18 protein-coding genes and 1 other annotated feature are annotated in these 25,463 nt (G+C 47.6%); of the genes, 13 read left to right on the top strand and 5 right to left on the bottom strand.

The annotated features are described in order from the left end of the window. Nucleotides 1-181 precede the first annotated feature (181 nt). Together ACZ5R2_RS12170 and ACZ5R2_RS12165 are read left to right on the top strand one after the other, a co-directional pair. Nucleotides 182-3,310, top strand: coding sequence for a glycoside hydrolase family 2 TIM barrel-domain containing protein (locus ACZ5R2_RS12170; protein WP_464899644.1), 3,129 nt, complete (start codon nucleotides 182-184; stop codon nucleotides 3,308-3,310). 35 nt (nucleotides 3,311-3,345) lie between these two features. Then, nucleotides 3,346-4,740 (top strand): MFS transporter, encoded by a 1,395-nt coding sequence (locus ACZ5R2_RS12165; protein WP_464899643.1) that lies wholly within the window; start codon nucleotides 3,346-3,348, stop codon nucleotides 4,738-4,740. Between the two features lie 507 nt (nucleotides 4,741-5,247). Here ACZ5R2_RS12165 and trmY read toward each other — a convergent pair. The 4 genes from trmY to imuA form a co-directional block, all read right to left on the bottom strand. Next, nucleotides 5,248-5,847, bottom strand: a complete 600-nt coding sequence (trmY, locus tag ACZ5R2_RS12160) for a tRNA (pseudouridine(54)-N(1))-methyltransferase TrmY (protein ID WP_464899642.1) — start codon at nucleotides 5,845-5,847, stop codon at nucleotides 5,248-5,250. A gap of 125 nt (nucleotides 5,848-5,972) precedes the next feature. Further along, a complete protein-coding gene (locus ACZ5R2_RS12155; RefSeq protein WP_464899641.1) occupies nucleotides 5,973-9,059 on the bottom strand; it encodes an error-prone DNA polymerase in 3,087 nt (1,028 codons plus the stop codon). A 46-nt stretch (nucleotides 9,060-9,105) separates the two neighbouring features. After that, nucleotides 9,106-10,569 (bottom strand): Y-family DNA polymerase, encoded by a 1,464-nt coding sequence (locus tag ACZ5R2_RS12150; protein WP_464899640.1) that lies wholly within the window; start codon nucleotides 10,567-10,569, stop codon nucleotides 9,106-9,108. A gap of 3 nt (nucleotides 10,570-10,572) precedes the next feature. Beyond that, the gene (gene imuA / locus ACZ5R2_RS12145; RefSeq protein WP_464899639.1) at nucleotides 10,573-11,250 is read right to left on the bottom strand and encodes a translesion DNA synthesis-associated protein ImuA; all 678 of its coding nucleotides are present in this window, start codon (nucleotides 11,248-11,250) and stop codon (nucleotides 10,573-10,575) included. Nucleotides 11,251-11,465: 215 nt separating this feature from the next. Further along, nucleotides 11,466-11,599: a sequence feature (His leader region), on the top strand. Nucleotides 11,600-11,650: 51 nt separating this feature from the next. On the opposite strand from imuA, the gene hisG reads away from it, so the two are divergent. The 11 genes from hisG to hisIE all read left to right on the top strand — a co-directional run bounded on the left by hisG (nucleotide 11,651) and on the right by hisIE (nucleotide 23,553). Further along, on the top strand, nucleotides 11,651-12,547 hold the full coding sequence (hisG, locus tag ACZ5R2_RS12140; RefSeq protein WP_464899638.1) for an ATP phosphoribosyltransferase: 897 nt from the start codon (nucleotides 11,651-11,653) through the stop codon (nucleotides 12,545-12,547). 4 nt (nucleotides 12,548-12,551) lie between these two features. Further along, nucleotides 12,552-13,850, top strand: coding sequence for a histidinol dehydrogenase (hisD, locus tag ACZ5R2_RS12135; protein ID WP_464899637.1), 1,299 nt, complete (start codon nucleotides 12,552-12,554; stop codon nucleotides 13,848-13,850). Further along, a complete protein-coding gene (hisC, locus tag ACZ5R2_RS12130) occupies nucleotides 13,850-14,890 on the top strand; it encodes a histidinol-phosphate transaminase (RefSeq protein WP_464899636.1) in 1,041 nt (346 codons plus the stop codon). Before hisD ends, hisC begins: the two co-directional genes overlap by 1 nt. Nucleotides 14,891-14,962: 72 nt before the next feature. Further along, on the top strand, nucleotides 14,963-16,036 hold the full coding sequence (hisB, locus tag ACZ5R2_RS12125) for a bifunctional histidinol-phosphatase/imidazoleglycerol-phosphate dehydratase HisB (protein ID WP_464899635.1): 1,074 nt from the start codon (nucleotides 14,963-14,965) through the stop codon (nucleotides 16,034-16,036). 12 nt (nucleotides 16,037-16,048) lie between these two features. After that, nucleotides 16,049-16,663 carry an imidazole glycerol phosphate synthase subunit HisH gene (gene hisH, locus ACZ5R2_RS12120; RefSeq protein ID WP_438458095.1) on the top strand — a complete coding sequence of 205 codons (615 nt, stop codon included), beginning with the start codon at nucleotides 16,049-16,051 and terminating at the stop codon, nucleotides 16,661-16,663. Nucleotides 16,664-16,676: 13 nt separating this feature from the next. Continuing rightward, on the top strand, nucleotides 16,677-17,411 hold the full coding sequence (gene hisA, locus ACZ5R2_RS12115) for a 1-(5-phosphoribosyl)-5-[(5-phosphoribosylamino)methylideneamino]imidazole-4-carboxamide isomerase (protein WP_464899634.1): 735 nt from the start codon (nucleotides 16,677-16,679) through the stop codon (nucleotides 17,409-17,411). 322 nt (nucleotides 17,412-17,733) lie between these two features. Continuing rightward, on the top strand, nucleotides 17,734-17,877 hold the full coding sequence (locus tag ACZ5R2_RS12110; RefSeq protein ID WP_464899633.1) for a hypothetical protein: 144 nt from the start codon (nucleotides 17,734-17,736) through the stop codon (nucleotides 17,875-17,877). Nucleotides 17,878-17,940: 63 nt separating this feature from the next. Continuing rightward, a complete protein-coding gene (locus ACZ5R2_RS12105) occupies nucleotides 17,941-19,338 on the top strand; it encodes a sensor histidine kinase (RefSeq protein ID WP_464899632.1) in 1,398 nt (465 codons plus the stop codon). Nucleotides 19,339-19,535: 197 nt separating this feature from the next. Then, nucleotides 19,536-21,335: an ABC transporter ATP-binding protein gene (locus ACZ5R2_RS12100; RefSeq protein WP_464899631.1), complete on the top strand. Its 1,800-nt coding sequence runs from the start codon at nucleotides 19,536-19,538 to the stop codon at nucleotides 21,333-21,335. Between the two features lie 812 nt (nucleotides 21,336-22,147). After that, nucleotides 22,148-22,921: an imidazole glycerol phosphate synthase subunit HisF gene (hisF, locus tag ACZ5R2_RS12095; RefSeq protein ID WP_464899630.1), complete on the top strand. Its 774-nt coding sequence runs from the start codon at nucleotides 22,148-22,150 to the stop codon at nucleotides 22,919-22,921. Beyond that, the gene (gene hisIE / locus ACZ5R2_RS12090; RefSeq protein ID WP_464899629.1) at nucleotides 22,918-23,553 is read left to right on the top strand and encodes a bifunctional phosphoribosyl-AMP cyclohydrolase/phosphoribosyl-ATP diphosphatase HisIE; all 636 of its coding nucleotides are present in this window, start codon (nucleotides 22,918-22,920) and stop codon (nucleotides 23,551-23,553) included. Before hisF ends, hisIE begins: the two co-directional genes overlap by 4 nt. A 178-nt stretch (nucleotides 23,554-23,731) precedes the next feature. On the opposite strand, the gene ACZ5R2_RS12085 is transcribed toward hisIE, so the two are convergent. Then, nucleotides 23,732-25,414, bottom strand: coding sequence for an aspartate:alanine antiporter (locus ACZ5R2_RS12085; protein WP_464899628.1), 1,683 nt, complete (start codon nucleotides 25,412-25,414; stop codon nucleotides 23,732-23,734). Nucleotides 25,415-25,463 lie beyond the last annotated feature (49 nt).

The following is a 25,463-nucleotide window of genomic DNA, read 5'->3' as shown; positions in this document are numbered from 1 at the left end:
TGATGTGCATTTTTGGATGCCTGAGATCAAATAAAAACAGTATGGATAATAAATTTATTATTGTTGGAGAAATACCAATCTGCTGCTCGACGTAAGGTGATATCAGAGACACGTATATGACTTCAAAGTAATTTCGTCTTTTATAGTTACAGTTTTTTATCAAAAAAGAAGAGGAAGGGAAATGCCACTACCTAATAATCTACCTGACAATTTTTGGAAAGCTCCAGAATTGGTTAATATCCATCGATTAGCGTCCCGACCCAGAATTATCTCTTATGATTCGATTAGTTCTGCATTAGACAATGATCAAAATTACTCACAAAATTTTATGTCGCTCAATGGAAAATGGTTCTTTCATTATATTGATAGCCCAAACGAAGCACCAGACGGTTTTGGTAATGAAGACTTTGAATTCTCAGGGTGGGCACAAATTGATGTACCATCAAATTGGACTATGAAAGGATATGGGAAACCTCACTATACAAATGTACAAATGCCTTTTCCACACTTCCCTCCAAATGTCCCCGATACTAATCCAACAGGACTTTACTATACGACATTTGAGATCAATGAAATACTAGATGACAAAAAATTCATGTTACATTTAGGTGGCTGTGAAAGTGTGCTAGCTCTATGGCTTAATGGTTCGTTTATTGGATTAAGCAAATGCTCTCGACTTCCGGCTGAGTTTAATATTGATAGTGCAATAAAAAAAGGAAGGAATACTCTAGCGGTAATGGTTGTACAATGGTCTGATGCTTCATTTATAGAAGATCAAGACCATTGGTGGATGGCTGGGATATTTAGAGAGGTATTTATTAGAACGACACCCAGAGTGAATATCGAAGACTTGTTTGTACAGCCTGTATTAAATGAAGAAATGAGTAGGGCTGATATATCATTGAAAGTCAGGCTAAGTTTCCCAGAAATTCCGTATGGAGAATGGAAAATAAGAGCGTCACTATTTGATAATAAATGCAAAAGTGTTTTCTCAGATGACTGGATAACAGACTTCAAATCAAAAACATACATAGAGAGAGAAGGTTGGTGGCAAATTGATACTAATAGGGAGTTAGAGAACCCAAACTTGTGGAGTCATGAAACCCCTAACTTATACTCTTTGATTGTAGAGCTTTTAGATCATAACGGCGATGTAGTTGAAACGGTAGGTCAAAAGATTGGCTTTAGAAAGGTTGAAGTTAAAGATCGTTCGCTGCTCATAAATAATCAGAGGGTTATTATTAACGGTGTTAATCGTCATGATCATCATGATACTGAGGGTAAAGCGCTGCCACGAGAAACTATGGAGTTAGATGTGTTGACTATGAAACGTCATAACGTCAACGCAGTAAGGTGCGCTCATTATCCAAATGATAGCTACTTTTATGAGCTATGCGATAAGCATGGTCTGTATGTCATTGATGAAACTGATCTTGAAACTCATGCGTTCCGAATGAACCTTTGTGATGAACCGAGATATGCAATGGCTTGGCTGGACCGCGGTATGAGAATGGTTCAAAGAGATAAAAATCATCCTTCTATTATCTCATGGTCTCTTGGAAATGAAGCGGGTTATGGAACAAATCATGATGCCCTAGCTGCATGGATTCGTAAGTATGATAACTCTCGTGTTTTGCATTACGAGGGTGCAACTAGAGATATGCATTGGGATGATAACTTTGATACACAATATAATGAATCAAGATCCCATAGGCCAGATCATTTTTTGGCAACAGATATAATTGGTCCAATGTACCCTACACTTGACAAATTAAGAAAATTCTCTGAAGAACATAGTGATCACAGACCTTGTATACCCTGTGAATACTGCCATGCGATGGGAAATGCAAATGGGAACTTGAGGGAGTACTTTGAGCTATTTGAAACTTTACCAGGATTACAGGGAGGATTCATATGGGAATGGATTGACCATGGTATTTTGAAATCAGGTGAGGATGGCAGAGAATATTGGGGGTATGGGGGAGATTTTGATGATTACCCAAATGACATTAACTTCGTAATCGATGGGTTAGTATGGCCCGATAGGACGCCACATTCTGGTTTATTGGAGTTTAAGAAGTTGGCTCAACCTTTATCAATAAACCAATCACCTAGTGATGTCTGTAAGTTCACAATAAAAAATAAACAGTATTTTACTACCACAAGTTGGTTGAAGTTTAACTGGGTTATTGAGTCAGATGGGATAGAGATCGCACGCAGTCAAGATATAAAAATAGAAATAGAGCCAAGGCAATCAATATCTTACTCTATCCCAAGATCATTGTATGAAAAAGTCCTTTCGACTGATAAAGAAGCACATATTCGTTTTAGTGTCTTAACAGATGCATCTCGCACATGGTGTGAAGTGAATCATGAGATAGGTTGGGAGCAACATCAACTTACAAGTGGGTCTATCAAACAAATTTCTTCTTCAAAAAGTAATAATAACTTCTTTTCTGAACGGGCAGGAGAGTTTCAATCAGGAGATCTATGTTTAACCATGGATTTAGAGACAGGCTTGTGGAAGTCGTGGCTAAAAGGTCAATCAGAGTTATTAGTTGAGCCACCCACCTTAAATCTTTGGCGATGTCCTGTTGATAATGATGGATTGAGGCTCAAGAAAGAAACTCGGCCAAAGCCACTAGCTAGATGGAGACAGCTAGGGTTAAATAATATTGAACCACGCTTGATTAATATTAACCAAACGTTTGAGGATGGGATACACAAAATACTTGTGGATCATAATGTAAGTCTAAACACAGAAAGCACTATACAGCAAACGACTACATGGACCTTCCTAAAAGACCAGACAATTTTAGTTAATAATTTAATTAAGATCGATGAATCGATTGTTGACCTCCCAAGAGTTGGCATAAGTATGATGTTTGATGGTGAGTTGAAAAATCTTGAGTGGTATGGGAATGGTCCGCATGAATCATATCCAGATCGAAAGTCCGGTAACTGGATAAGTCGATTTAGAAGCTTAGTATCAGAGCAATATGTACCATATATCCTTCCGCAATCACACGGTAATCATACTGATGTTCGTTGGTTCTCGCTGTCTGATTCTAGTGAAAATTTAATTAAGTTCTCATTCCCAACACCGTTAAATATGTCTGTTAGCAATTATACCGAAAGTGATTTAGAGCTCGCTAAACATACGATAGATCTGAAACCACGAGATCAAATTATTGTTAATATAGACCACAAGCAACGAGGGCTTGGAAATGCAGCCTGTGGTCCTGATGTTCTAGAGCAGTATAACGTTCTACCAGGGGTGTATGAATTTCAATATCTAATTGAGTTTTAGTTCTTTATAATGAGCGAATAGAGGTTCGTAATAATATGAATGCTAAAAGTAAGACTTATTTATCTACAGGTGAGAAAATAGCGTATGCTGCAGGTGACGTAGCCACAAACTTTTTCTTCAAGTTTTTTCAATTTTTCCTGTTCTACTATTATACCGATTCGGTAGGTTTATCTGCTGGAGTCGTAGGTACTGTGTTTTTAGTATCTAGACTACTCGATATGATTACTGATCCCGCAATGGGTGCAATAGCTGACAGGACTAAAAGTAAATGGGGAAGTTATAGACCATATATGTTATTCATGGCTATACCATATGGTATATGTGGCTACATAATGTTTCTGAATCCGGATTTCAGTGAGCAAGGTAAAACAGTTTATGTATTCGTAACTTATTCACTAATGATGTTAGCCTTTACGGCAATAAACATACCATATGCATCTTTATCTGGAGTCATGACACCTTCCACTTACGAGCGAACTTCATTATCAGGCTATCGTTTTGTGGGAGCTTTCTCCGGAGGGCTACTGTTAACTATTCTTATTCGTCCCCTTGTTTCTTTCTTAGGCGCTGAAAATGAAGCTGAGGGTTTCAGACTGACAATGGCACTATTTGCTATAATATCCGTCATACTTTTTTGGTGTACATTTCTTTTCTGTAAAGAGCGAGTAAAACCTTCATTACAACAGACACCTACTTTGAAAAAAGACTTTACTAGCTTGATAAAAAACAAACCTTGGCAGCTCCTTACTGTTTCATATATAGTGCACGGCGTCTACTTTACAATAAATGGGGCTGTTACCCTTCATTTCTTTAAATATTGGATAGGGGATGATGGAAGCGCAGTCTTAGGGCCATTTGATATATCAACACTATTTTTAACCACAGGTTTATTATTCAGTATTTTGGGTGCTGCTCTACCTAAGTTTCTTAGTGGCCACATTGATAAGCGTACGCTGTGCATACTCGCTGCTCTTGTCAATTGTGCAATCATGACAAGCTTCTATTTTATCAAAGATGAGAGCCTCATGTTACTATTTGTTTTGCAGGCAATTAATGGTATTGCTGTAGGTTTTATTCCGGTGTTACAGTGGTCGATGTACGCAGATACAGCTGACTATGGGGAGTATAAAAACCATCATAGAAATACTGGCGTAATTTTCTCTGCAGCGCTGTTTGGTTTGAAACTTGGTCTAGCTTTAGGTGGTGCATTTGCAGGTTGGATTCTTGCAGCCTACGGTTTTGAGGCAAATACGATACAAGATGAGCAGTCTAAAATGGGTATATTACTATGTTTCAGTTTAATACCTGCTTTTCTTGCGTTTTTGAAGGTAATTATCATGCTGTTCTATCCACTAAGGGACACAATGATGTTACAAATTGAAGAAGGCTTAATTGAGCGCAAAGGTGAGCTGCACGCTCCAGCACAGTAGGAAGCCTCCCAAGATAATACTCAAATATAGCTTCGTGTTGTAGCTATAAAACGGGCATCTGAATTAATCAGCTGCCCTCAAGTTTCCTACCTTCATTAACCGACTAACTACGTCCATCGTCTAGGCTACTTCAATAATGGTATAGCCCAGACCCCCTCTGGCAGGATAGTTGTCACTATTAGAATTTGGCCAGTGTGGGTGGAAGTGAGGGCTTAAAGCTGGTTTGATTACTGTAAAGAAGACACGCTAATCTGTACCCGTCACTTTCCCTTGTTCGTCACCAAAATGTCTTCCAATTCATAATAGGGTACTTTTGAGTGATGAAGTGCTCATTAATAACGGCAATAGATTTACGACAGGAGAATAAATTCAGCTTACCTACTGGTTCTAAATCGAGAGTGACCAACGCCGGCTGCGAGTCGCGGGCGGCCAGCCAAGTAAACTCGCCCGAAGGGAGCCAATATACAGGCTCTGAAGTCTGCATTTTGAGGTCGCTTGGGTATAGAGCTACCCTCGACGATCAAACTCATTATGAATCAGCACGACACACTGAGATGCAAACAGCATTTGTGGTCCGAGGCTGATCTTCTGCGTGCCTAAACGCTTTAAGCTATTCCAGCTCTTTTTTGGCATTGGGATATGGTCAGTCAAGATAAAGCAGGCGTTACCTTCAAAGGGTTCGTCACGAATGTCAGTCCCTTTTTTATCCAGTAAATAGAGCGTGTAGTCTTCTGCTAGGCGCTGGACTAATCTTTCAAAACTGATGGTTTCAACACTCAAGCCGCCACTGACATTGCGGGATTCCTCTTTCTTCATTCCGACAGAGTGCTCCAACGCTTTGGTAATTAGAGCAATCAATGCCGATTCATGAAAGCCACCAATATCGCGCAGCTCTGAGGATTCAAAATGAATAGTACGCGAGAAATCCGAGGTACTCTCAATCACAAGATAGACGGTAACATCGTCACGATGAGACTGAGCGGTGAAAATCGCATTCATCAATACATGAGCAAGGATTTCAGAATGCGCATCAGCACCAACGCCCGCAACAAAGGTTTTTGGGTCAGTCGAAGCGGCGCGAGCGCGAACAACAAAGGCTTTATTCATAAATAACCACAAATTAGAAAAGTCAGCCTTTATATAACGATTTGCTAGGCGCTGTCTATCGAAGGATGGATATATCTACGTCTGTGTAGCCGTTGCCTGACAGGTTAAGGCGATAATAGCAGGACTTAATGGAACTCACGTGATGGACTATCGAGTTTGCCTAATCGGTCGCTTAGGTCAATCAAACGCCCGGCAATGATGTGGGTGACTTCGCCCTCACGCTCCAAGATACCTTTGACCATCAGCACTTTCGCCGTGAGATAGGCTTGCTTCTGTGCTTGTGCGGTGGCTTTCCACACCACGACATTGATATTGCCGGTATCGTCCTCTAGGGTGAAAAACGTCACGCCTCCAGCGGTACCTGGCGATTGCTTACCAGTGACGATACCGACCACGCTGACTAAAGACTTGTGTTCGCGCTGGATAAGCTCCGTCATACGGGTGAACCTTGGCAGTAGGCGCGCTTCATCCAGCAGGGTGATGGGGTGTTTGCCAAGCGAAAGCCCGGTCACGCTGTAATCTTCAATCACATCTTCCATCTCAGATGGGGAGGATGGCAATAGCTCATCATGCTCATCTAGGTTAGCAAACAAAGGCAGATCAGAGAGGTTATCCATCATCTGCCAGCGGGTAGCGTAGCGATGCTGAGCAAAGCTTTGCATGGCGTTGGCCGAGGCGAGGGCATTGAGATCCTTTTGGCTGAGGCCAATATGCTTGAGTTGACGGGTATGCTGATACCCTTTACTGGGACGCTGTGAAACCACGAGCTCAGCCCCTTCCGCGCTGAGCCCTTTGATGATCCTTAGACCAAGGCGAATCGCGCCAGTAGGGCCTGTATTTTCAAGGTGTTGGTTATCGAGGCGATGGTCATAAGTGGATTGATTGACGCAAGCGGGAAGTACCTTAATACCGTGACGCTTAGCATCTTGTAGCAATTGAGAGGCACTGTAAAACCCCATGGGTAGGCTATTGAGTAGCGAGGTGTAAAACGCACTCGGGTAGTGAAATTTTAGCCATGCAGAGCAGTAGGCGAGCACGGCAAATGAGGCCGAGTGGCTTTCCGGGAAGCCGTATTCACCAAAGCCGCAGATTTGCTGAAACAGTTGACGGGCAAAGGTTTCCTGATAGCCGCGCGCCTTCATGCCATCAATCAGCTTTTGCTCAAACTTTGCCAGATCGCCATTTTTCTTCCAAGCCGCCATCGCCCGGCGCAGTTGGTCCGCCTCACCGCCACTAAACCCAGCCGCCACCATCGCCAGCTTGATCACCTGCTCTTGAAAGATAGGCACGCCCATGGTTCGAGACAGCACCGATTTGACCTCCTCTGAAGGGTAGGTGACAGGCTCGAGCCCATTGCGTCTTTTAAGAAAAGGGTGAACCATGTCGCCCTGAATAGGACCTGGGCGGACGATGGCGATCTGGATCACCAGATCGTAATAACAACGGGGCTTGAGTCTGGGTAGCATGCTCATTTGCGCGCGCGATTCGATCTGGAATACGCCCACGGTATCGGCTTTCTGGATCATGGAATACACGCCAGGGTCGTCATGCCGACGGGTAATATCGGCAATACTGAGTGTGGTGCCATAGTGCTTTTCGACTAGCGTAAAGCATTTGCGGATGGCGGTGAGCATGCCTAACGCGAGCACGTCGACCTTGAGCAGCCCCAAGCTTTCCAGATCATCCTTATCCCACTGGATCACGGTGCGCTCGTGCATGGCAGCATTTTCGACCGCAACCAACTCGTACAGTGGACCTGACGAGATCACAAAGCCTCCCACGTGTTGAGAAAGGTGACGAGGAAAGCCCAATATCTCGTTAACCAAACGAATAAACTGCTCACCCTTGAGGCTTTTAGGGTCAAGGCCAAGCTGGATAATTTGTGCTTGCCAGCCTGATTTGCGATCGCGGCGATCCACGTTCTTGATAAAGTAGTCTAGCTGGGTTTCGTTGATCCCAAGTGCTTTACCAACATCTCGCACTGCGCTTTTAAATCGATAGGAGATCACTGTGGCCGCCAGCGCCGCACGCGCGCGACCGTATTTTTGATAGATGTACTGGATCACTTCTTCGCGGCGTTGATGCTCAAAGTCGACATCAATATCGGGCGGCTCATTACGCTCTTTACTGATAAAGCGCTCGAACAGCACCGAGATCTGACGTGGGTCGACCGAGGTGATTTCAAGACAATAGCACACTACCGAATTGGCGGCTGAGCCGCGCCCTTGATAAAGGATACCTTGCTGCTTGGCAAACATCACTAAGTCATGAATGGTGAGAAAGTAATAGGGGTAGTCGAGCTCCTCAATAAGCTCGAGCTCTTTATCAATCGTGGCATTAATCGTTGCAGGTATGCCTTCAGGGAAGCGTAATTGCTTGCCGTACTCAACCAGTTGTCTTAGGTGAGTCATTGCCGTCAAACCATCCGGAACCAACTCACTAGGATATTCGTATTTGAGTCTGTCTAAGCGAAAGTCGCAGCGCTGAGCAATATGCTGAGCTTGCTGGAGCCACTCATTGCGGTAAAGGCGGGTGAGCTTATCGTAGCTGCGCAGGGCTTGCTCGCTATTGGGAGTCAAGTTGTGCCCAAGCTGATCCACCGCGCAGCCATGCTTGATGGCAGTAAGGGTGTGCTGCAGTGGCTGACGACTAGCCTCATGATAGAGCACGCCACCACAGGCGGTGATGGGCAGTTGCCACTCGGCGGCAAGCTGTTCACAGTGTTCGATATATTGGGTCTCATCGTGCTTAAGGTGGCGGATCACACCGAGCCAGAGACGCTGAGCGTGGCGCTGGTGGAGCCATTTTGCCCAGTGTTGATCGCGAGAGTGATGACGAGGCAGCCAGATGATCAGGCAGTACTTGAGACTCATCAGATCCCACTCCGAGAGTTGATACTCGCCTTTTTCGGCGCGGCGGCGCGCATTGGTGATGATCCGACAGAGTTCCGCATAGGCCTGACGATTAGGGCACAGCAGCACCACTTGGCACTCTTGATTAAGCCAAAACATGCTGCCAACGATTTGTTTAATTGGCAGCTGATACTGCTTGATGGCGCTGTGAGCGCGCACCACGCCCGCCACAGAACACTCATCAGTGATGGCGATCGCCTCGTAGCCGAGCTTTGCCGCTTGGAGGACTAGCTCCTCGGGGTGTGATGCGCCAGTAAGAAACGAAAAGTTGCTCTGACAGAACAGCTCAGAATAAGACATCGTATTCAAAACAAATAGGACCTAAAACTAATAACCCAAATAACGCTCAACTAAAATAGCCGTGCAAAAACCACAGCTTCTGCTCGGTGCGATACACCCAGAGCCATTGGCCTTGTGAAGATTGAGCAATAAAGTAGTCACGAGTCACCTCATCGCCGTCCCACCAACCGCTGACAATCCGCTCTGGGCCGTGGATCAGCTCGACTTTATCTTGCAAAGGCGTGGGTGGGGAGACCAAGCGCGTAGGCCTCAGACGCGAGCTGATTTTGCTGTCATTGCTTGCCTTAGCTAGCAGCTTATCTTGTTGGTTTGCCGGCACAAACTGAGTGGCTTTTTCTGGACGATGATCGGCACTTGCCACCGGGCTTAGGACACTCTCAGTGCCAAGCTTTGCCTGCAGCAGAGCAATCAGATCGTGTCGATTGGCTTGCCCCTTATCCCCTTCAAAGATATCAATGTAGTGTTGATTAGCTTGTCCAGTACGCACGGCTTCTAGGGTTAACTGGTAGACAGGTGCGCTGAGCGATAGCGATTCAAGCGATAACTCACACAGCTTAAGCCATTTTTCATAGCGAGAATCTCCTCCTCCAGAGGTAAAGGTGATGCTCTCAGGTTTATGGTCGCGCTGATGCAGGGTCAGGCAAAGCTCGTAGGCGACCTGGTTACGCAGGGTTAAAAAGGCATCGAGCTGCTTAAGCAGGCGCGTAAGAGGGCGCAATAACCACTGAGTATTCTCGATATCGTAGAGCAGCTCGAGGCTGTGTACGAACCGCTCGGGGGGCTGGAAGTAGTCCAGCGGATGCGACAGCTCGCCAAGTAGTCGGCCAAGATAGTTGACAAGGTCGATGTTAAATCGCCGCGCCACTTCTTTAAGGGGTAATTTGAGCAGGCTACTAAAATCTCGGATGCCAACGCGCTGGAGCTGTTCAACCTGCTTACTCTCAAGCTCGCTCGCAGGCAAAGGTTGTGATGATAGACGATTGAGAAGGGCTTCTCGGCAGTCGGTGATCACGTTTGTCCCTTGTTTGGCGAGCAGCATGGCACAATATGGGGAAAAGCCACTGGCAAATTGATAACGGATAGCATGACGCTCAAGCTGGTGCTGGATGGCCTGCCAAAAGCCATTAAGGTCGCTATAAAGCGCCAGCATGTGACTGGCTTTGAGTAGCAGTCCATTGGGTGGGTAGAGCACCATATCGGAGGCGACCAGATACAGCCACTGAGCAATATTATCTAGCTGTTGTCGCTCTATCGTCTGATCATAAGGGTGAACATTAAGCGCCGAGCAAAGTGCCGAGGCGCTGCCGAGCCCCATACCCAGACGAATACCATAGTCGGCCGCCTTATCATCCATTTGCACGATATGGTGGTGACGCGTATCTACCACGATCGTGGCCAATTCATCGGAACTACCCTGTGGCTGCTCTTCACTAAATTCACTCTGGTGTAACTCGGTGAACAGGCTATCAAGCTGCAAGCACGGAAAATGCAGATAAATCCAAGCTGACATGGTTTACCCCTGTTTGCGAAGCGGGAAAGGCAGCACGTGGGCTGGGCGCACTTTGCTGGCCAGGTGCGGCCAGTGGGAGCGAAAATCAACCACAACGGGCTTTCTCGACCAACCGCCTTTTTGCTTGGTAATGGTAATAGATAGGCCTTGCGGCGCTGGGCTTAATGTCATACTGAGATTGACCGGCAGTGAGAAACTGCGCTGCACATCTTGAGTGAATAAAAATTGAATGGCATTGCCTTGCTCAGCGGCCACTTGTAATCTGCGTGCTTGATGGACCTCCATCTGCTCAAGCCAAGTGATCACATGACTGCAGGCACCACTTTTCAGGCACTGCTCACTGGCCCAAAGTAGCGAATTTGGCTCATCATGATTGATCACTAGCAGCTGTGAGGGCTCAATCCCCATTGCGCTAAAAGATTCTAGGCACAGTTGATCAGGTAGCCCAACTAGCGCAATCAAGCGCTGCTGCGAGGCTGCTGCGAGGTGAGGTTGGAGCAATCTGAGCTCGCCAATACCGAGCGGTGAAACGAGCTCAACCACACCATTATTGGGATAGCCGCCGGCCAACTCGCAGTCGAGTGATTCAAACCCTGAACTGGTTCGGTCAATCTCGGCTGGTTGCTGACTGCCTTGCCACAGCCACTGTTTGTCTTTTAGGTTAGAGATGAGTTCATGCATAATAAATTACCTGTATATTTGTACAGTATATTCGCTTAAGTTAAGACTGCAAGTGCTCTGCTAGCAAATTGGTGCGATGTGGCGAGAGAGTAGACAAAAAGGAAATTGGGAAAAGTTGTAATTAACGGTTGAAAATTAGTTTCAGCTTAGTTAGTGTGAACAGCATAGTGTTAAGGAAAAGAACTCATAGTTATGCGTACATACGGAATGAACATCCATCATCACCATCACCCAATTTAGTCTTTCGGGCGATGTACGCGTATCCGGGAGACAGGTAGCTCCCGGTGGTTTGAATCTCATACTAACAAGATACCAACCCTCGGGAGACCAACATCTCTCGAGGGTTTTTTGCTTTTTATCAGGTTTAAAAATTTTAAAGATATAGAAACAGGGAATAGTCATGACAGCACAGCGTTTAAGAATTGCGATTCAAAAGAAAGGCCGCCTAAGCAAAGAGAGCCAAGAGCTGCTCAAAAAGTGTGGTGTGAAATTTAACGTGATGGGTGAGCGTTTAGTGGTTCACTCATTGAATATGCCAATCGATTTGCTGCTCGTGCGTGACGATGATATTCCAGGTCTGGTCATGGACGGCGTGGTTGACCTTGGTTTTATCGGTGAAAACGAGCTCGAAGAGGTGCGCCTAGACCGCAAAGCCCTGGGTGAGCCGTGCGAGTTTGTTACGCTGCGCCGCATGGACTTTGGTGGCTGTCGCTTGTCTATCGCGATTGACAAAGACGCTGAATATAACGGCCCGCAAGACCTAGCGGATAAACGTATCGCCACCACGTACCCACAACTGCTTAAGGCTTACATGGATGAGCAAGGGGTGCCTTTCTCAACGTGTATGCTAACCGGCTCTGTGGAAGTTGCGCCGCGCGCTGGTCTTTCTGATGCGATTGCGGACTTGGTATCAACGGGTGCGACCCTTGAGGCCAATGGTCTTAAAGAAGTGGAAGTTATCTTCCAATCTAAAGCAACGCTGATTCAACGCACGGGCGAGTTTGACGCTGACCGTCAAGCACTGATCGAAAAATTACTGACTCGCATGCAGGGCGTGCAACAGGCCAAAGAGTCGAAGTACATTATGCTGCACGCGCCAGTTGATCGTCTTGACCAAGTCAAAGCATTGCTGCCTGGTGCCGAAGATCCAACCGTGCTGCCACTTTCAAGCGATAAGGATAAGGTTGCCGTACACCTAGTGAGCACCGAGAACCTGTTCTGGGAAACCATGGAGCAGCTCAAAGAGCTAGGCGCAAGCTCAATCCTAGTACTACCAATTGAAAAGATGATGGGGTAAGACGATGAGAACAGTTGTATGGCCATCACTGAGTGAGCAGCAGCAAGATGCGATCTTAGAACGTCCAGCGATCACTGAAGGGGCGAACATTACCGCTGCCGTCACTGAGGTGATTGCCAAGGTGCGAAGTGAAGGGGATGCGGCGCTGCTCGAGCTGACCGAGAAATTCGATCGTGTTAAGCCTGAGTCGATTCGTGTTAGCGATGAAGAAATAGAGCAGGCATCGGCACGTCTTTCAGACAAGATGAAGCAGGCGCTTGAGCAAGCGTATGCCAATATCGCCAAGTTTCACCAAGCGCAAAAGCCACAGCCACTGCGAGTAGAAACTCAACCAGGTGTGGTGTGTGAGCAGGTCACGCGTCCGATTAACAAGGTCGGTTTGTATATTCCAGGTGGCAGCGCGCCGCTGCCATCGACGGTACTGATGTTGGGTGTGCCGGCGCAGATCGCTGGTTGTCGCAAAGTGGTATTGTGCTCACCACCGCCAATTGCTGATGAGATCTTGTATGTTGCCAAGCTGTGTAATATCGATGAGGTTTATAATGTTGGTGGCGGACAAGCGGTGGCGGCGATGGCCTATGGCACCGAAACGGTCAGCAAAGTGGATAAGATCTTTGGCCCAGGCAACGCTTATGTGACCGAGGCTAAGCGTCAGGTCAGCAACGATTTTCGCGGTGCAGCCATCGATATGCCGGCTGGCCCTTCTGAGGTGTTGGTGTTGGCCGATGAAAGCGCTGACCCGGACTTTATTGCTGCGGATCTACTCTCTCAAGCTGAGCACGGCCCAGACTCTCAAGTGGTTCTCGTCACGCCATCGCCAATCATCGCTGACCAGGTCACCGATGCAGTGCAGCGCCAATTGGCCGAGCTATCGCGCGCTGATATCGCCGAGAAGGCCTTGGCATCAAGCCTGATCATTATCTCTGAGTCTCTAACTCAAGCGGTCTCTATCTCGAACTACTACGGCCCTGAGCACCTGATTGTCCAGACCAAAAATCCACGCGAGCTATTGCCGCTGCTGGATAATGCTGGCTCGATCTTCCTTGGTGATTGGTCGCCAGAGTCAGCCGGTGATTATGCCTCAGGGACTAACCACGTGTTGCCAACTTATGGGTACACACGTACTTACTCGAGCCTAGGTTTGGCAGACTTTAGCAAGCGTATGACAGTGCAAGAGTTGTCCAAGCAAGGTCTATTGGAGCTTGCGCCAACGGTGGTGACCATGGCCGAGGCAGAAGGCTTGGATGCGCACAAGCGCGCGGTTACGATTCGAGTTGAGAAGCTCAATCAAGGAGAGGCGTAATGGAACAACTAGCCAGAAAGCAGGTACAGGCATTGACGCCTTATCTCTCTGCGCGCCGCATTGGTGGCTCGGGAGATGTATGGCTTAATGCCAATGAGTCTCCGTTTGATAACCAGTACCGCACCGATTTTGCTCGCCTTAATCGTTACAGTGAGTGTCAGCCGAAAGAACTTATCGAAGCCTATGCTTCTTATGTAGGCGTTAAGCCAGAGCAAACACTTACTTCTCGGGGTGCGGATGAAGGGATTGAGCTTTTGATCCGCGCATTTTGCGAGCCGGGAGAGGACGCGATCCTGTTCTGTCCACCGACCTATGGCATGTATGCCATTAGCGCTGAAACCATCGGTGTTGAGCGTAAAACCGTGCCGCTCACCGCAGACTGGCAGTTAGACTTAGATGGGATCGCGCAAAACTTAGATAACGTAAAGTTGGTGTTTGTCTGCAGCCCTAATAACCCAACTGGGAATCTAGTTAAGCGTGACGATATCATTACTCTGCTGGAGATGACCAAAGATCGCGCAATCGTGGTGATGGACGAGGCGTACATTGATTTCTGCCCTGAGGCGTCGACGGTCGATTTACTCGCGGAGTATCCGAACCTAGCCATCCTGCGCACCCTGTCTAAGGCGTTCGCGCTTGCCGGCTTGCGCTGTGGCTTTACCCTCGCCAATGAGGCGCTGATTAATGTGCTGCTTAAGGTTATTGCGCCGTATCCAGTGCCGATTCCAGTGACTGATATTGCGACCCAAGCCTTGTCTGAGCGGGGGCTTGAGCGTGCCCGCAGTCAGGTCACTGAGCTCAATGCCAACCGCGACTATCTGCAGGCAGCATTGAGTGAGCTGAGCGATTTGCAGGTGTTTGCGGGCTGGGGGAACTATCTACTGGTGAAATTTAATCAAGGTGATGCGCTATTTAAGGCAGCGTGGGATAACGGTATTATCTTACGTAACTCGCCGATTGAGGACTGTGTCCGCATCAGCATTGGTAGTCGCGAAGAGTGTGACAAGACACTCAGCTTTATCCGCAACTACTACAGCTAAATAACAGCCAAAGAATACAGCGGCTTGGCGAGTACATAGGCCAAGCCGAAAAATTGAAATAAGGAAGTTTGAGTGAGCAAGCAACAAAAAATTCTGTTTATCGATCGAGATGGCACCTTGATTGGAGAGCCACCGGTGGATTTTCAAGTCGACCGATTGGACAAATTAAAGTTAGAGCCCTTGGTCATCCCAAGCCTACTTGCCCTGCAAGACGCAGGCTACCGCCTGGTGATGGTCACCAATCAAGACGGCTTGGGCACCGACAGCTACCCACAGCCAGACTTTGACGCGCCGCACAATATGATGATGGCGATCTTTGAGTCGCAGGGCATTAAATTTGATGATGTGCTGATCTGCCCGCACTTTGAACACGAAAACTGCTCATGCCGTAAGCCAAAGCTTGGCTTGGTCAAAGAGTATCTGCAAGCCGGCAAGGTGGATTTTCAACAATCGGCAGTGATCGGTGATCGCGAGACGGATCTGCAGTTGGCTGAGAATATGGCTATCCGCGGCATCCAGTACAACCCACAAACCATGGGTTGGGCACAAATCCTTAGAGATCTGACCGTGAAAGCGCGCACCGCAGAGGTGACTCGCACCACTAAAGAGACCGATATCAAGGTGTTTGTTAACCTCGACGAGCAGGGTGGCAATGAGATTGTCACTGGCCTTGGTTTCTTTGACCACATGCTGGATCAGATTGCGACCCACGGTGGTTTCCAGATGAAGTGTCAAGTAGAGGGCGATCTGCACATTGATGATCACCACACCGTCGAAGACACCGCACTGGCACTTGGTCAGGCGCTGAAAGATGCACTAGGTGATAAGCGTGGTATAGGTCGCTTTGGCTTTAGCCTGCCAATGGATGAGTGTCTGGCGCAATGTGGCCTGGATCTCTCTGGCCGTCCATATCTTAAGTTCGATGCCCAGTTTAGCCGCGAGATGGTGGGTGACCTGTCTACCGAGATGGTCGTGCACTTCTTCCGCTCACTGACGGACACGCTGGCGTGTACCTTGCACCTATCGTCGACTGGTAGCAATGACCACCACATTATTGAAAGCCTGTTTAAGGCCTTTGGTCGCACTTTGCGTCAGGCCGTGAAAGTAGAAGGCAATGAGCTGCCTAGCAGCAAGGGCGTATTGTAAGGGATTGGATCCATGACAGAACAAAAAGTCGTCATTATCGACACCGGCTGTGCCAACGTATCATCGGTGAAATTTGCCATTCAGCGCCTAGGCTACGAGGTAACAATCTCGAAAGAGCCTGAGGTGGTCCTAGCGGCAGATAAGCTATTCCTGCCAGGGGTTGGCACCGCTAGCGAGGCAATGAAAAACCTTGCCGAGCGTGACCTGATAGACTTGGTTAAGCGCGTAGAAAAACCGCTACTGGGTATCTGCCTAGGTATGCAGCTGCTTGGCAAGCTATCGCAAGAGAAAGGGCAGAAAGCCGATGAGCTGGTGGAGTGCCTTGGCTTGTGCGATGGCGAGGTACGCCTGCTTGAAACTGGCGATCTACCACTGCCACATATGGGTTGGAATACCGTCACGGCCAAGCCTGAGCATCCGCTATTTAAAGGCATTGAAGAGGGTGAGTATTTCTATTTCGTGCACAGCTTTGCAATGCCAGTAGGGGATTACACCATCGCCAGCTGTGACTACGGCAAGCCGTTTACTGCTGCAGTGCAAAGTGGCAACTACTACGGGGTGCAGTTCCACCCAGAGCGTTCATCCAAAGCGGGTGCAACCTTGATCAAAAACTTCCTCGAACTATAAGGATATAGCAGACGTGATTATTCCCGCACTCGACCTCATTGAAGGACAAGTGGTACGCCTTTATCAAGGCGATTATGGTCAGGTGACCGAATACAAAGTTGACCCATCAGAGCAATTCAATCTTTACCATCAAGCCGGTGCCAACTGGCTGCACCTCGTGGACTTAACTGGGGCGAAAGACACGACTGCACGCCAGCTTGACTTGATTGCTAAGCTGCTGGCCAGCACCCCGGCCAAGATCCAGATTGGCGGTGGTGTGCGCACTGAACAAGATGTTGTCGACTTGCTCGAGGCCGGCGCACAGCGTGTAGTGGTAGGTTCGACTGCCGTTAAGCGGCCAGAGTTGGTCAAAGGCTGGATGGAGAAATACGGCGCAGAGAAAATTGTTCTAGCGCTGGATATCAACATTGATGAAAGCGGCACGCGCAAGGTGGCTATCTCTGGCTGGCAGGAAGACTCTGGCGTCACGATTGAAGCCTTGATTGATGACTACCTCACCGTTGGCCTAAAACACGTGCTATGCACCGACATTTCCCGTGACGGTACGCTCGCAGGCTCTAACGTCGAGCTATATGTCGACCTATGCGAGCAATACCCACAAGTGCAGTTCCAGTCATCGGGTGGTATTGGCTCTCTGGCGGATATCGAGGCTTTGAAGGGCACTGGTGTCGCTGGCGTTATCGTCGGGCGAGCGTTGCTTGATGGCAAGTTCACCGCTGAACAAGCATTTGCGACCTGGGCAAACTAATGTTTACTTTATGATTGAAGCAATGCTGGACTAACACAGCCATTAGCCCTGCGTTTATGTAGGGCTAACTTAGATTCAAACCAGACTCTTACCAAGTCCTCAGTGTCCCCCTTGTTGGTTAACATACATATTCTTCCAAACTCAATACTCGACGTGCTATTCCATACTAATACCGACTGATTCACTAAAGTGACATCAGTCTTAGGTTGATTGGCTCACTTGTTCCATTATTAGTCTTGGGAACAGAGATATTTGTCCTAACTTGTTACTAATAGGGAATAAATAAAAATCGCTGTAAACTGCGCGAGTTACAAGGAGAGGTATGGCAAAGCTAAGAGTGTTTCTCTGGGTCATGGCCGTGTGCTGTGCTCTGAGTTCCTACCTATACTTTGAGAATTTTGCATCCACACACACCATCCCAAAGATTGAGCAGTTGTCCGCTCACGCCGTTCATCATCAGCATTAAACATAACAATTTTTACAATGACACCTAGGCTTTTATCAATAGGGTGAATCAAGAGGTCGCTCAATGAGCATCAAGAACTTTCTAGAAGCAGCATTGATTACGCTTACCGCTCTTTCAGTCAGTGCATTTTTTGCTTTTAAGAGTCAGTACACGCTGTTAGGTGAGCTGGAGCATGCCTTTGTTAACCAGTCAGAAAATTTGGTGGTGATCAAGAATTGTGCCCTGCAACTGCCCTATGTTGACCAGGCTTATGCTGAGGAGCTACGTATACAAATAGGTAAAGCGGAGCAAGAGTTAGCCCTATCGTATCAAGCGACTATGGAGATTGAACGTGATTTCCCTAACTGGTTGTGGCCAGGAGGGACGATCATTGATGAAGTGGATGATTTTAATGCGAGCGTCAGTCGATATCTGAGCGACCTTGCCCAATATAGTCACTCTTTTACAGTGCCCTCAGGGGTGAACAACTTTGATGGTCAATCCCAGCAGCAACTTTCTGTCATTCAGTCGATTATCGACCCAGATGTCCACCATACCGGCGTTGTGATTCACGAGCACCTTATGGGGTTACTTTTTTCGGCAAACCGCAAGATGGTCAATGCATTTGCGTTTGGGAGTCTGATGGTTGTGCTGATTGCATTTGTTCACCTGTACACTCACATTAGCGCATTGAAATTGACACAACAACGACTTAAACAATCACTGATACAAGCAGAGCAAGCCAGTCACGCTAAATCCCTATTTTTATCGTCTATGTCCCATGAATTGAAGACCCCAATGAATGGCGTGCTTGGTATTGCTGAGGTGCTCAAAGATGATGATACCTTAGGGGATACGCAGCGAGCTAGTATGGACATATTGATCCAGTCAGCCAATCATCTTTTAACCTTGTTGGGTGATATTCTCGATTACTCCAAGATGGAGCAAAACAAGCTTAAATTAAAGCAGGGAGAGTTTTCCTTTAGCGCTTTGATTGCACCAATCGAATCAACCTTTCAGCAACAAAGTGACGAACAGGGCGTGGGTTTCGAGTTGTTAAATTCAATTGACGCAAGTCGTGTGTTTGTCGGTGATATCGCCAGAATTCGACAAATCGTGATTAAGTTGGTGAGTAATGCGTTTAAGTTTACCCACCAAGGAATGGTTTCGGTGTCTATTGACTATCTCTGCTCTTCAGGCGAACTAGTTGTTGTTGTTAGTGACACCGGAATCGGGATGGAACAGAGCGCCCTTAACAATATATTTCAAGCATTTGAGCAATCAGACAAGGGCTTTACGCGCTCGCATGATGGCGCTGGACTTGGGTTAACGATAGTCAAAACTCTCGCAGAGTCGATGAATGGCACTGTTGAGGTGGAGAGTGAAGTGGGGCATGGTTCTAAGTTTGTCGTCAGACTAAGTGTGAGGGAAAAACAGACCAATGTGATACCCCCTGAGGCTAAATGTATCGAGTTAAGCTAAGGCGGTTGCCTAGCCACAGAGAGCAGGCTGTTTGATGTTACCCTATCACCGGTTTGACAACTCATTTCGCTCACTGTGATGCTGGAATTAGCGTTCATCCCTTTTATCTACGGCGACGTAACATACTAGTGTGAACAATAATCAGCTAACCTTTGACTATCAAACATAAGATAAGATCTCAACAGATGGAGAGTGCGGTGAGCAGTGATCGCCTAACGAGCCTTTCAACTAAATGGCTGTATCGACAAGCCTTAAAACATAAGCCGCGCTTAGTTGCTGCCAATCTGTTAGCGATTGTCGCGACGCTGATCAGCGTGCCTATTCCCCTTTTGCTGCCCCTGATGGTTGATGAGGTATTGCTCGATCAGCCTGGTGTTGGGGTAGGCTTGATGGATAAAGCCCTACCAACAGGGTGGCAAACACCGACCGCATATATAGTGATGTGTCTGCTGCTGATTGTCGTTATGCGCGGCGTAAGCCAGATCCTCAATATTATTCAAAACCGTCAATTTACGTTAGTGGCCAAAACACTGACCTGCAAGATTCGCCAAGGACTGATTGATAAATTAGGAAGGGTGAGCATGCGTCAGTATGAGTTGCAGGGCAGCGGGGGGATAAATTCCCACTTAGTGACTGATATAGAAACGATTGACAAATTTGTTGGTGACACTCTTAGTCGCTTGATTGTAGGCGTGCTCACCATCATCGGCACCGCAGTGATTCTTTTGTGGATGGAGTGGCGATTAGGGCTGTTTATCCTCGCCATCAACCCAATAATCATTTTTGCGTCACGAAAACTTGGCCAACGTGTCAAACAGCTCAAGAAGCATGAAAATCAATCGTTTGAGCGCTTTCAGCAGCGCTTGGTCGAGACCTTAGAAGGGATCTACCAATTGCGGGCAGCCAACAGAGAAACGGCTTTTCTCGATTCGCTCAAGCAAGATGCAGAGAGTATCCGCCATGATGCCGACCGTTATGCTTGGCAGTCTGACGCGGCAAATCGACTTTCATTTCTGATGTTCCTGATTGGCTTTGAGGTCTTTCGTGCTGCGGCGATGATAATGGTACTGTTCAGTGACCTGACCATCGGTCAGATCTTCGCCATTTTCGGTTATCTCTGGTATATGTTAGGGCCGGTTCAAGAGTTGCTTGGCGTGCAATATGCGTGGTTCAGTGCCTCGGCTGCAATCAAGCGACTGAATACACTTCTTAGCCTCGAAGAGGAGGCGCGGCCAGCCTCAAAAGTGAATCCGTTTAACCAAGACGAACCACTGGAGATTGAAGTGCGTAACGTGAGCTTTCAGTATGATGATGAAAGATTGGTACTCGATAACTTAAGCCTGAGTATCCCGCGTGGCAAACGAGTGGCGTTGGTCGGAGCTTCGGGAGGCGGTAAGTCGACCCTAATCCAGCTTTTGATGGGGATTTATCGCAAGGATCAGGGTCATATACTGGTCAATGGCCATGAGGTGGAGCAGGTCAGCTATGAGGCGCTACGTGAACACATGGCAGTGGTATTGCAGCAGCCAGCGATATTTAATGACACGTTAAGGGCTAATTTGACGCTCGGGGATGAGCGTTATAGCGACGAGCAGCTCTGGCACGCCCTCGAAGTTGCGCAGCTTAAGGATGTGGTTGAGCAGCTCAATGCGGGTTTGGAATCGGAGCTTGGGCGAAATGGTATCCGCCTCTCTGGTGGTCAGCGCCAGCGCTTGGCGATAGCCCGGATGGTACTCACTGATCCTCAGTTTGTGATCCTTGATGAGGCAACCTCAGCTTTAGATACGGCAACCGAAGCGGCGCTGCATGATGCGCTGCAGCGATTCCTTGCCAATCGTACCACCTTAATCGTTGCCCATCGCTTGTCTGCAGTGAAGCAAGCTGATCTGATTTATGTGCTCGAAGATGGTCAGGTTAAACAGTCTGGGCGACACAGCGATTTAGTTACGCAGCCAGGTTTGTACCAAGCCTTGTATGGTGATTTACAGGCGAGCTAACAATGCTGTAATGATTGTCAGTGATGGGAAGGTTCAGCACCAATGCCATACAAGCTTGCTACTGCCGAGGAAAGTGATCTGGCGCGTAGTGTGACTCTATAAAGGTTTAACTTCGACAGTCTTTGCCGCTCATTCAGCAAGCTGTTGGCTGTGAGGTTTCGCTCAATGACAGCACATAGGAGGCGTTTTTATGGTTTTAGTATTAACCGTTATTGTTTTTCTAAGTTGTATGTTACTCCTAGCCATTGGCGTTCTTTTTTCGCGTAAGCCGATAAAAAGCGAATGCTGTGGGTCAGAGCAGCCGTGTCAATCATCAACCAAAGATACAAGAACAAAGTAAGTGAGTTTTAAGTGTCGAATAACCAATTTTTTAAGAGGTTTTTGATAATACTTGTACAGGGTGTTGGTTGTTTACAATGCACTTACATTACGTATTGCGGCATTGATGGGTTGGAGCAGCTAACAGCAGGGTAAAAGTATATTTGACTTGAAACCGAGTGCTTTAAGGTGATTTGTTTTATTTACTCTAGGGTTGGCTACCTTTTGCCGCCATCAAAAAAGTGGCGAGGTATCAGGTGATAAGCTGAGATAAATACGCTCATTAGGGCGACAAAAATAGCTGCGAGTGTCAGGTTGCTAGATTAAATCAAACGAGAATAGACAATAGCGCTTTACTGGTCAGTGAAAATGTGTAAATTGAACGTAAGTGAAGTTCTACTACAGAGTATTGACGCTCGATGAACCGGTAGAAAACAACACCTTGAAATGGAGTTTAGTTTGAATCAGAAGCGCAGTTGGGAGGTGTTGTCATAATGCTTGCCAAGAGAATCATTCCTTGCCTTGATGTCCGCGATGGACAGGTTGTTAAAGGCGTACAGTTCCGCAATCATGAAATTATTGGTGATATCGTGCCGCTCGCTCAGCGTTATGCTGAAGAGGGCGCTGATGAGCTGGTTTTCTATGACATTACCGCCTCGAGTGATGGTCGTGTTGTCGACAAAAGTTGGGTCGCACGTGTTGCAGAGGTCATTGATATCCCGTTCTGTGTGGCAGGTGGTATCAAATCGGCTGATGACGCAGCGCGCATCCTCGAATTTGGCGCTGACAAGGTCTCAATTAACTCACCTGCATTGGCTAATCCTGAGCTCATTACCAAACTAGCAGATAAGTTCGGCGTGCAGTGCATCGTGGTTGGTATCGACTCTTACTATGACAAAGAGACGGGGAAGTATCAGGTCTATCAATTTACCGGTGATGAGGCGCGCACCAAGGCGACCCAGTGGCAGACTCGCGACTGGGTTAAAGAGGTGCAAAAACGCGGCGCTGGTGAAATCGTCCTGAATATGATGAACCAAGACGGCGTGCGCAATGGCTATGATATTGAGCAGCTGAACATGGTGCGCGAAGTGTGTCATGTGCCTTTGATTGCCTCGGGTGGTGCGGGTGCGATGGAGCACTTTGCTGAGGCCTATATTAAAGCGAATGTTGATGGGGCGCTGGCGGCCTCAGTGTTCCACAAACAGGTGATCAACATTGGTGAGTTAAAACAGTATTTAAACAAGCAGGATATCGAGGTGCGACTATGAGTTTTGCAACCGCAGAAATTAGCGCACTAGCTGAGCGCATTGATTGGGAAAAGGTGGATGGTTTGGTGCCAGCCATCGTTCAAGACTTTCAGTCGAGCCAAGTTTTGATGATGGGTTACATGAACCGTGCTGCGCTGGCAAAAACCGGTGATACTGGCCAAGTAACATTTTTCTCCCGCACCAAAGAGCGTCTTTGGACTAAAGGTGAAACTTCTGGCAATGTACTTCAACTGAAAAACATCGCCCTTGATTGTGATAATGACACCCTGCTGGTTAAAGTCGATCCCATTGGCCCAACGTGCCACACAGGCACCACCACCTGTTGGGACGCTGACAAGCAAGAAGAGTCTCAAATGGTTTGGCTTCATCAACTTGAGCAGCTACTGGCTGCCCGCAAGAGTGCCGATCCGGATTCGTCATACACCGCAAGCCTGTACGCCCGCGGCACCAAGCGTATATCGCAAAAAGTGGGCGAAGAAGGCGTTGAAGTCGCGCTTGCAGCGACGTCGGGTGATAAGGCGGAGCTAGTGTGCGAGTCTGCCGACCTGATGTACCACTTATTAGTGCTACTCCAAGACCAGGGCTTGTCGATGGATGATGTGATCAACAAGCTTAAGGAAAGACATAAATAAGAGTCGAGAGGCGAGATCGCTACGCTGCGAGAGACGAGGGGTGAATGTGGAAACTCCTCGACTCTCCCTTCTCTAACTCACATTTTGAATATCGCAGTTGACTTTTCGGCGCACTTTAACCCCAGTGCGTCCTTTCCTCGCTTCTCGTCTCTCGCTTCTCGCCTCTGCCCAAAGGGCATTAGTAGATAATAATAAGAATCGTCCCCGCCAGTGTCATCAGAATATTGGCGATGGCATAAGTACCGGCGTAGCCTAGGGCTGGGATGGTTGATTTGGCGTGATCGTTAACAATGTCCATGGCCGGTGCACAGGTGCGGGCGCCGATGATAGCGCCGAATAACAAGGCGCTGTTCATTTTGAGTACGTAGGCGCCAACTAGATAGGCAAGCACGACGGGCACGACGCTGATCACAAATGACAGGGTGATCACCTGAAAGCCAACATCAGCAAGGTGGTCGAACATCTTACCGCCGGCGCTTAGGCCGATGCCGACCATAAAGAACGCCAGGCCTAGGTCCTTGACCATATTCAGTCCCCCTTGAGGCACATAGCCAAAGGTCGGGTGGTTGGCACGCAAAAACCCCAGTGTAATCCCGGAGAGTAACAAGCCCACTGCATTACCAAGTCCAAACGAAACTTGGCCAAAGGTCATGGTGACCAGACCGAACATGATTCCCATGATGAAGAAACTGCAGAATGCTAATAGGTCCGCCATTTGTGAGTGGATCGAGATGAAACCGATGCGCTCTGCTAGGCCATGGACTCGGCTTTTTTCACCACTGACCTGAATCACGTCACCTTTTGCCAGGACGATATCGTGATCCATTGGCATCTCAATTTGGGCACGTACAACGCGGTTAAGAAAACAGCCGTATTCAGAGAGGTTAAGATCTGACAATCGTTTACCAGCGATGGAATCATTTTTCACCACGATCTCTTCTTCGACGATACGCAAATCGAGCAGGTTGCGGTCAAAAACCTCTTTACCGTTACGAAAGCTTGGGTCCAGACGAGCATGGCTGTCAGGGAAGCCAACCAGTGCAATCTCATCCCCTTCTTGCAAAATCGCATCGCCATCAGGGTGCGCTAGAATACCATTGCGGCGAATACGCTCGATATAACAACCCGTTTGGCGATAGATGCCGAGTTCACGCAGGTTTTTACCATCGGTCCAATCAATGAGCTCAGGTCCGACACGGTAAGCGCGGATGATTGGTAGGTAAACTTTGCGTTGCCCCGAACTTCCCAGGCCACGCTCTTTGGCGATCTGTTGCGCGGAGTCTGATAGGTTTTGCTTTTGCAGTTTTGGTAATAGCTTTGCAAACACAATCATGCTGATAAGACCGACCAGGTAGGCCATTGCATAGCCGACAGAGAGGTTCTCAACCACAGCCGCAAATTCCATGTTACGTGGGATTTCAGCGAGGCCAGAGTTAAGTGCATCCTGAGCGCCAACCAGAACTGGCGTTGAGGTTAACGCACCAGCCATCATACCCGTAGCGAGGCCTAAATCGAGCTGAAGGAATTGCGTAGAAATATAAGTAATTGAAATCGCGCTAACCAACACTACCATACTGAGGATAAAGTAGTGTTTACCGTCGCGAAAGAAGATACCAAAGAAGTTCGGGCCTGCCTCGATACCGACACAGTAGATAAACAGCATAAAGCCAATGGCAATGGCTTCAGGGTTGAAAGTAAAACCTAAGTGTCCCATCACCAAGGAGGTGATTAACACACCGATTGAATTACCGAGTTGAAAATTACCAAGGCGAATTTTACCAATCGCCAAACCAATCGCGAGAACGACAAAAATTAACAGTATAGGGTTGTGCTCTAAGAGGCTAACAACATCAATGTTCACGGCTTTAAACCAGAATCAGGGGTGGATATTCCCAAGTGACCTTAAGATG

The sequence above is a fragment of the Vibrio sabulosilitoris genome, from assembly GCF_055391395.1.
Note: the sequence above shows the minus strand (reverse complement) of the source record. Positions and strands in the feature narration are given on the sequence as shown.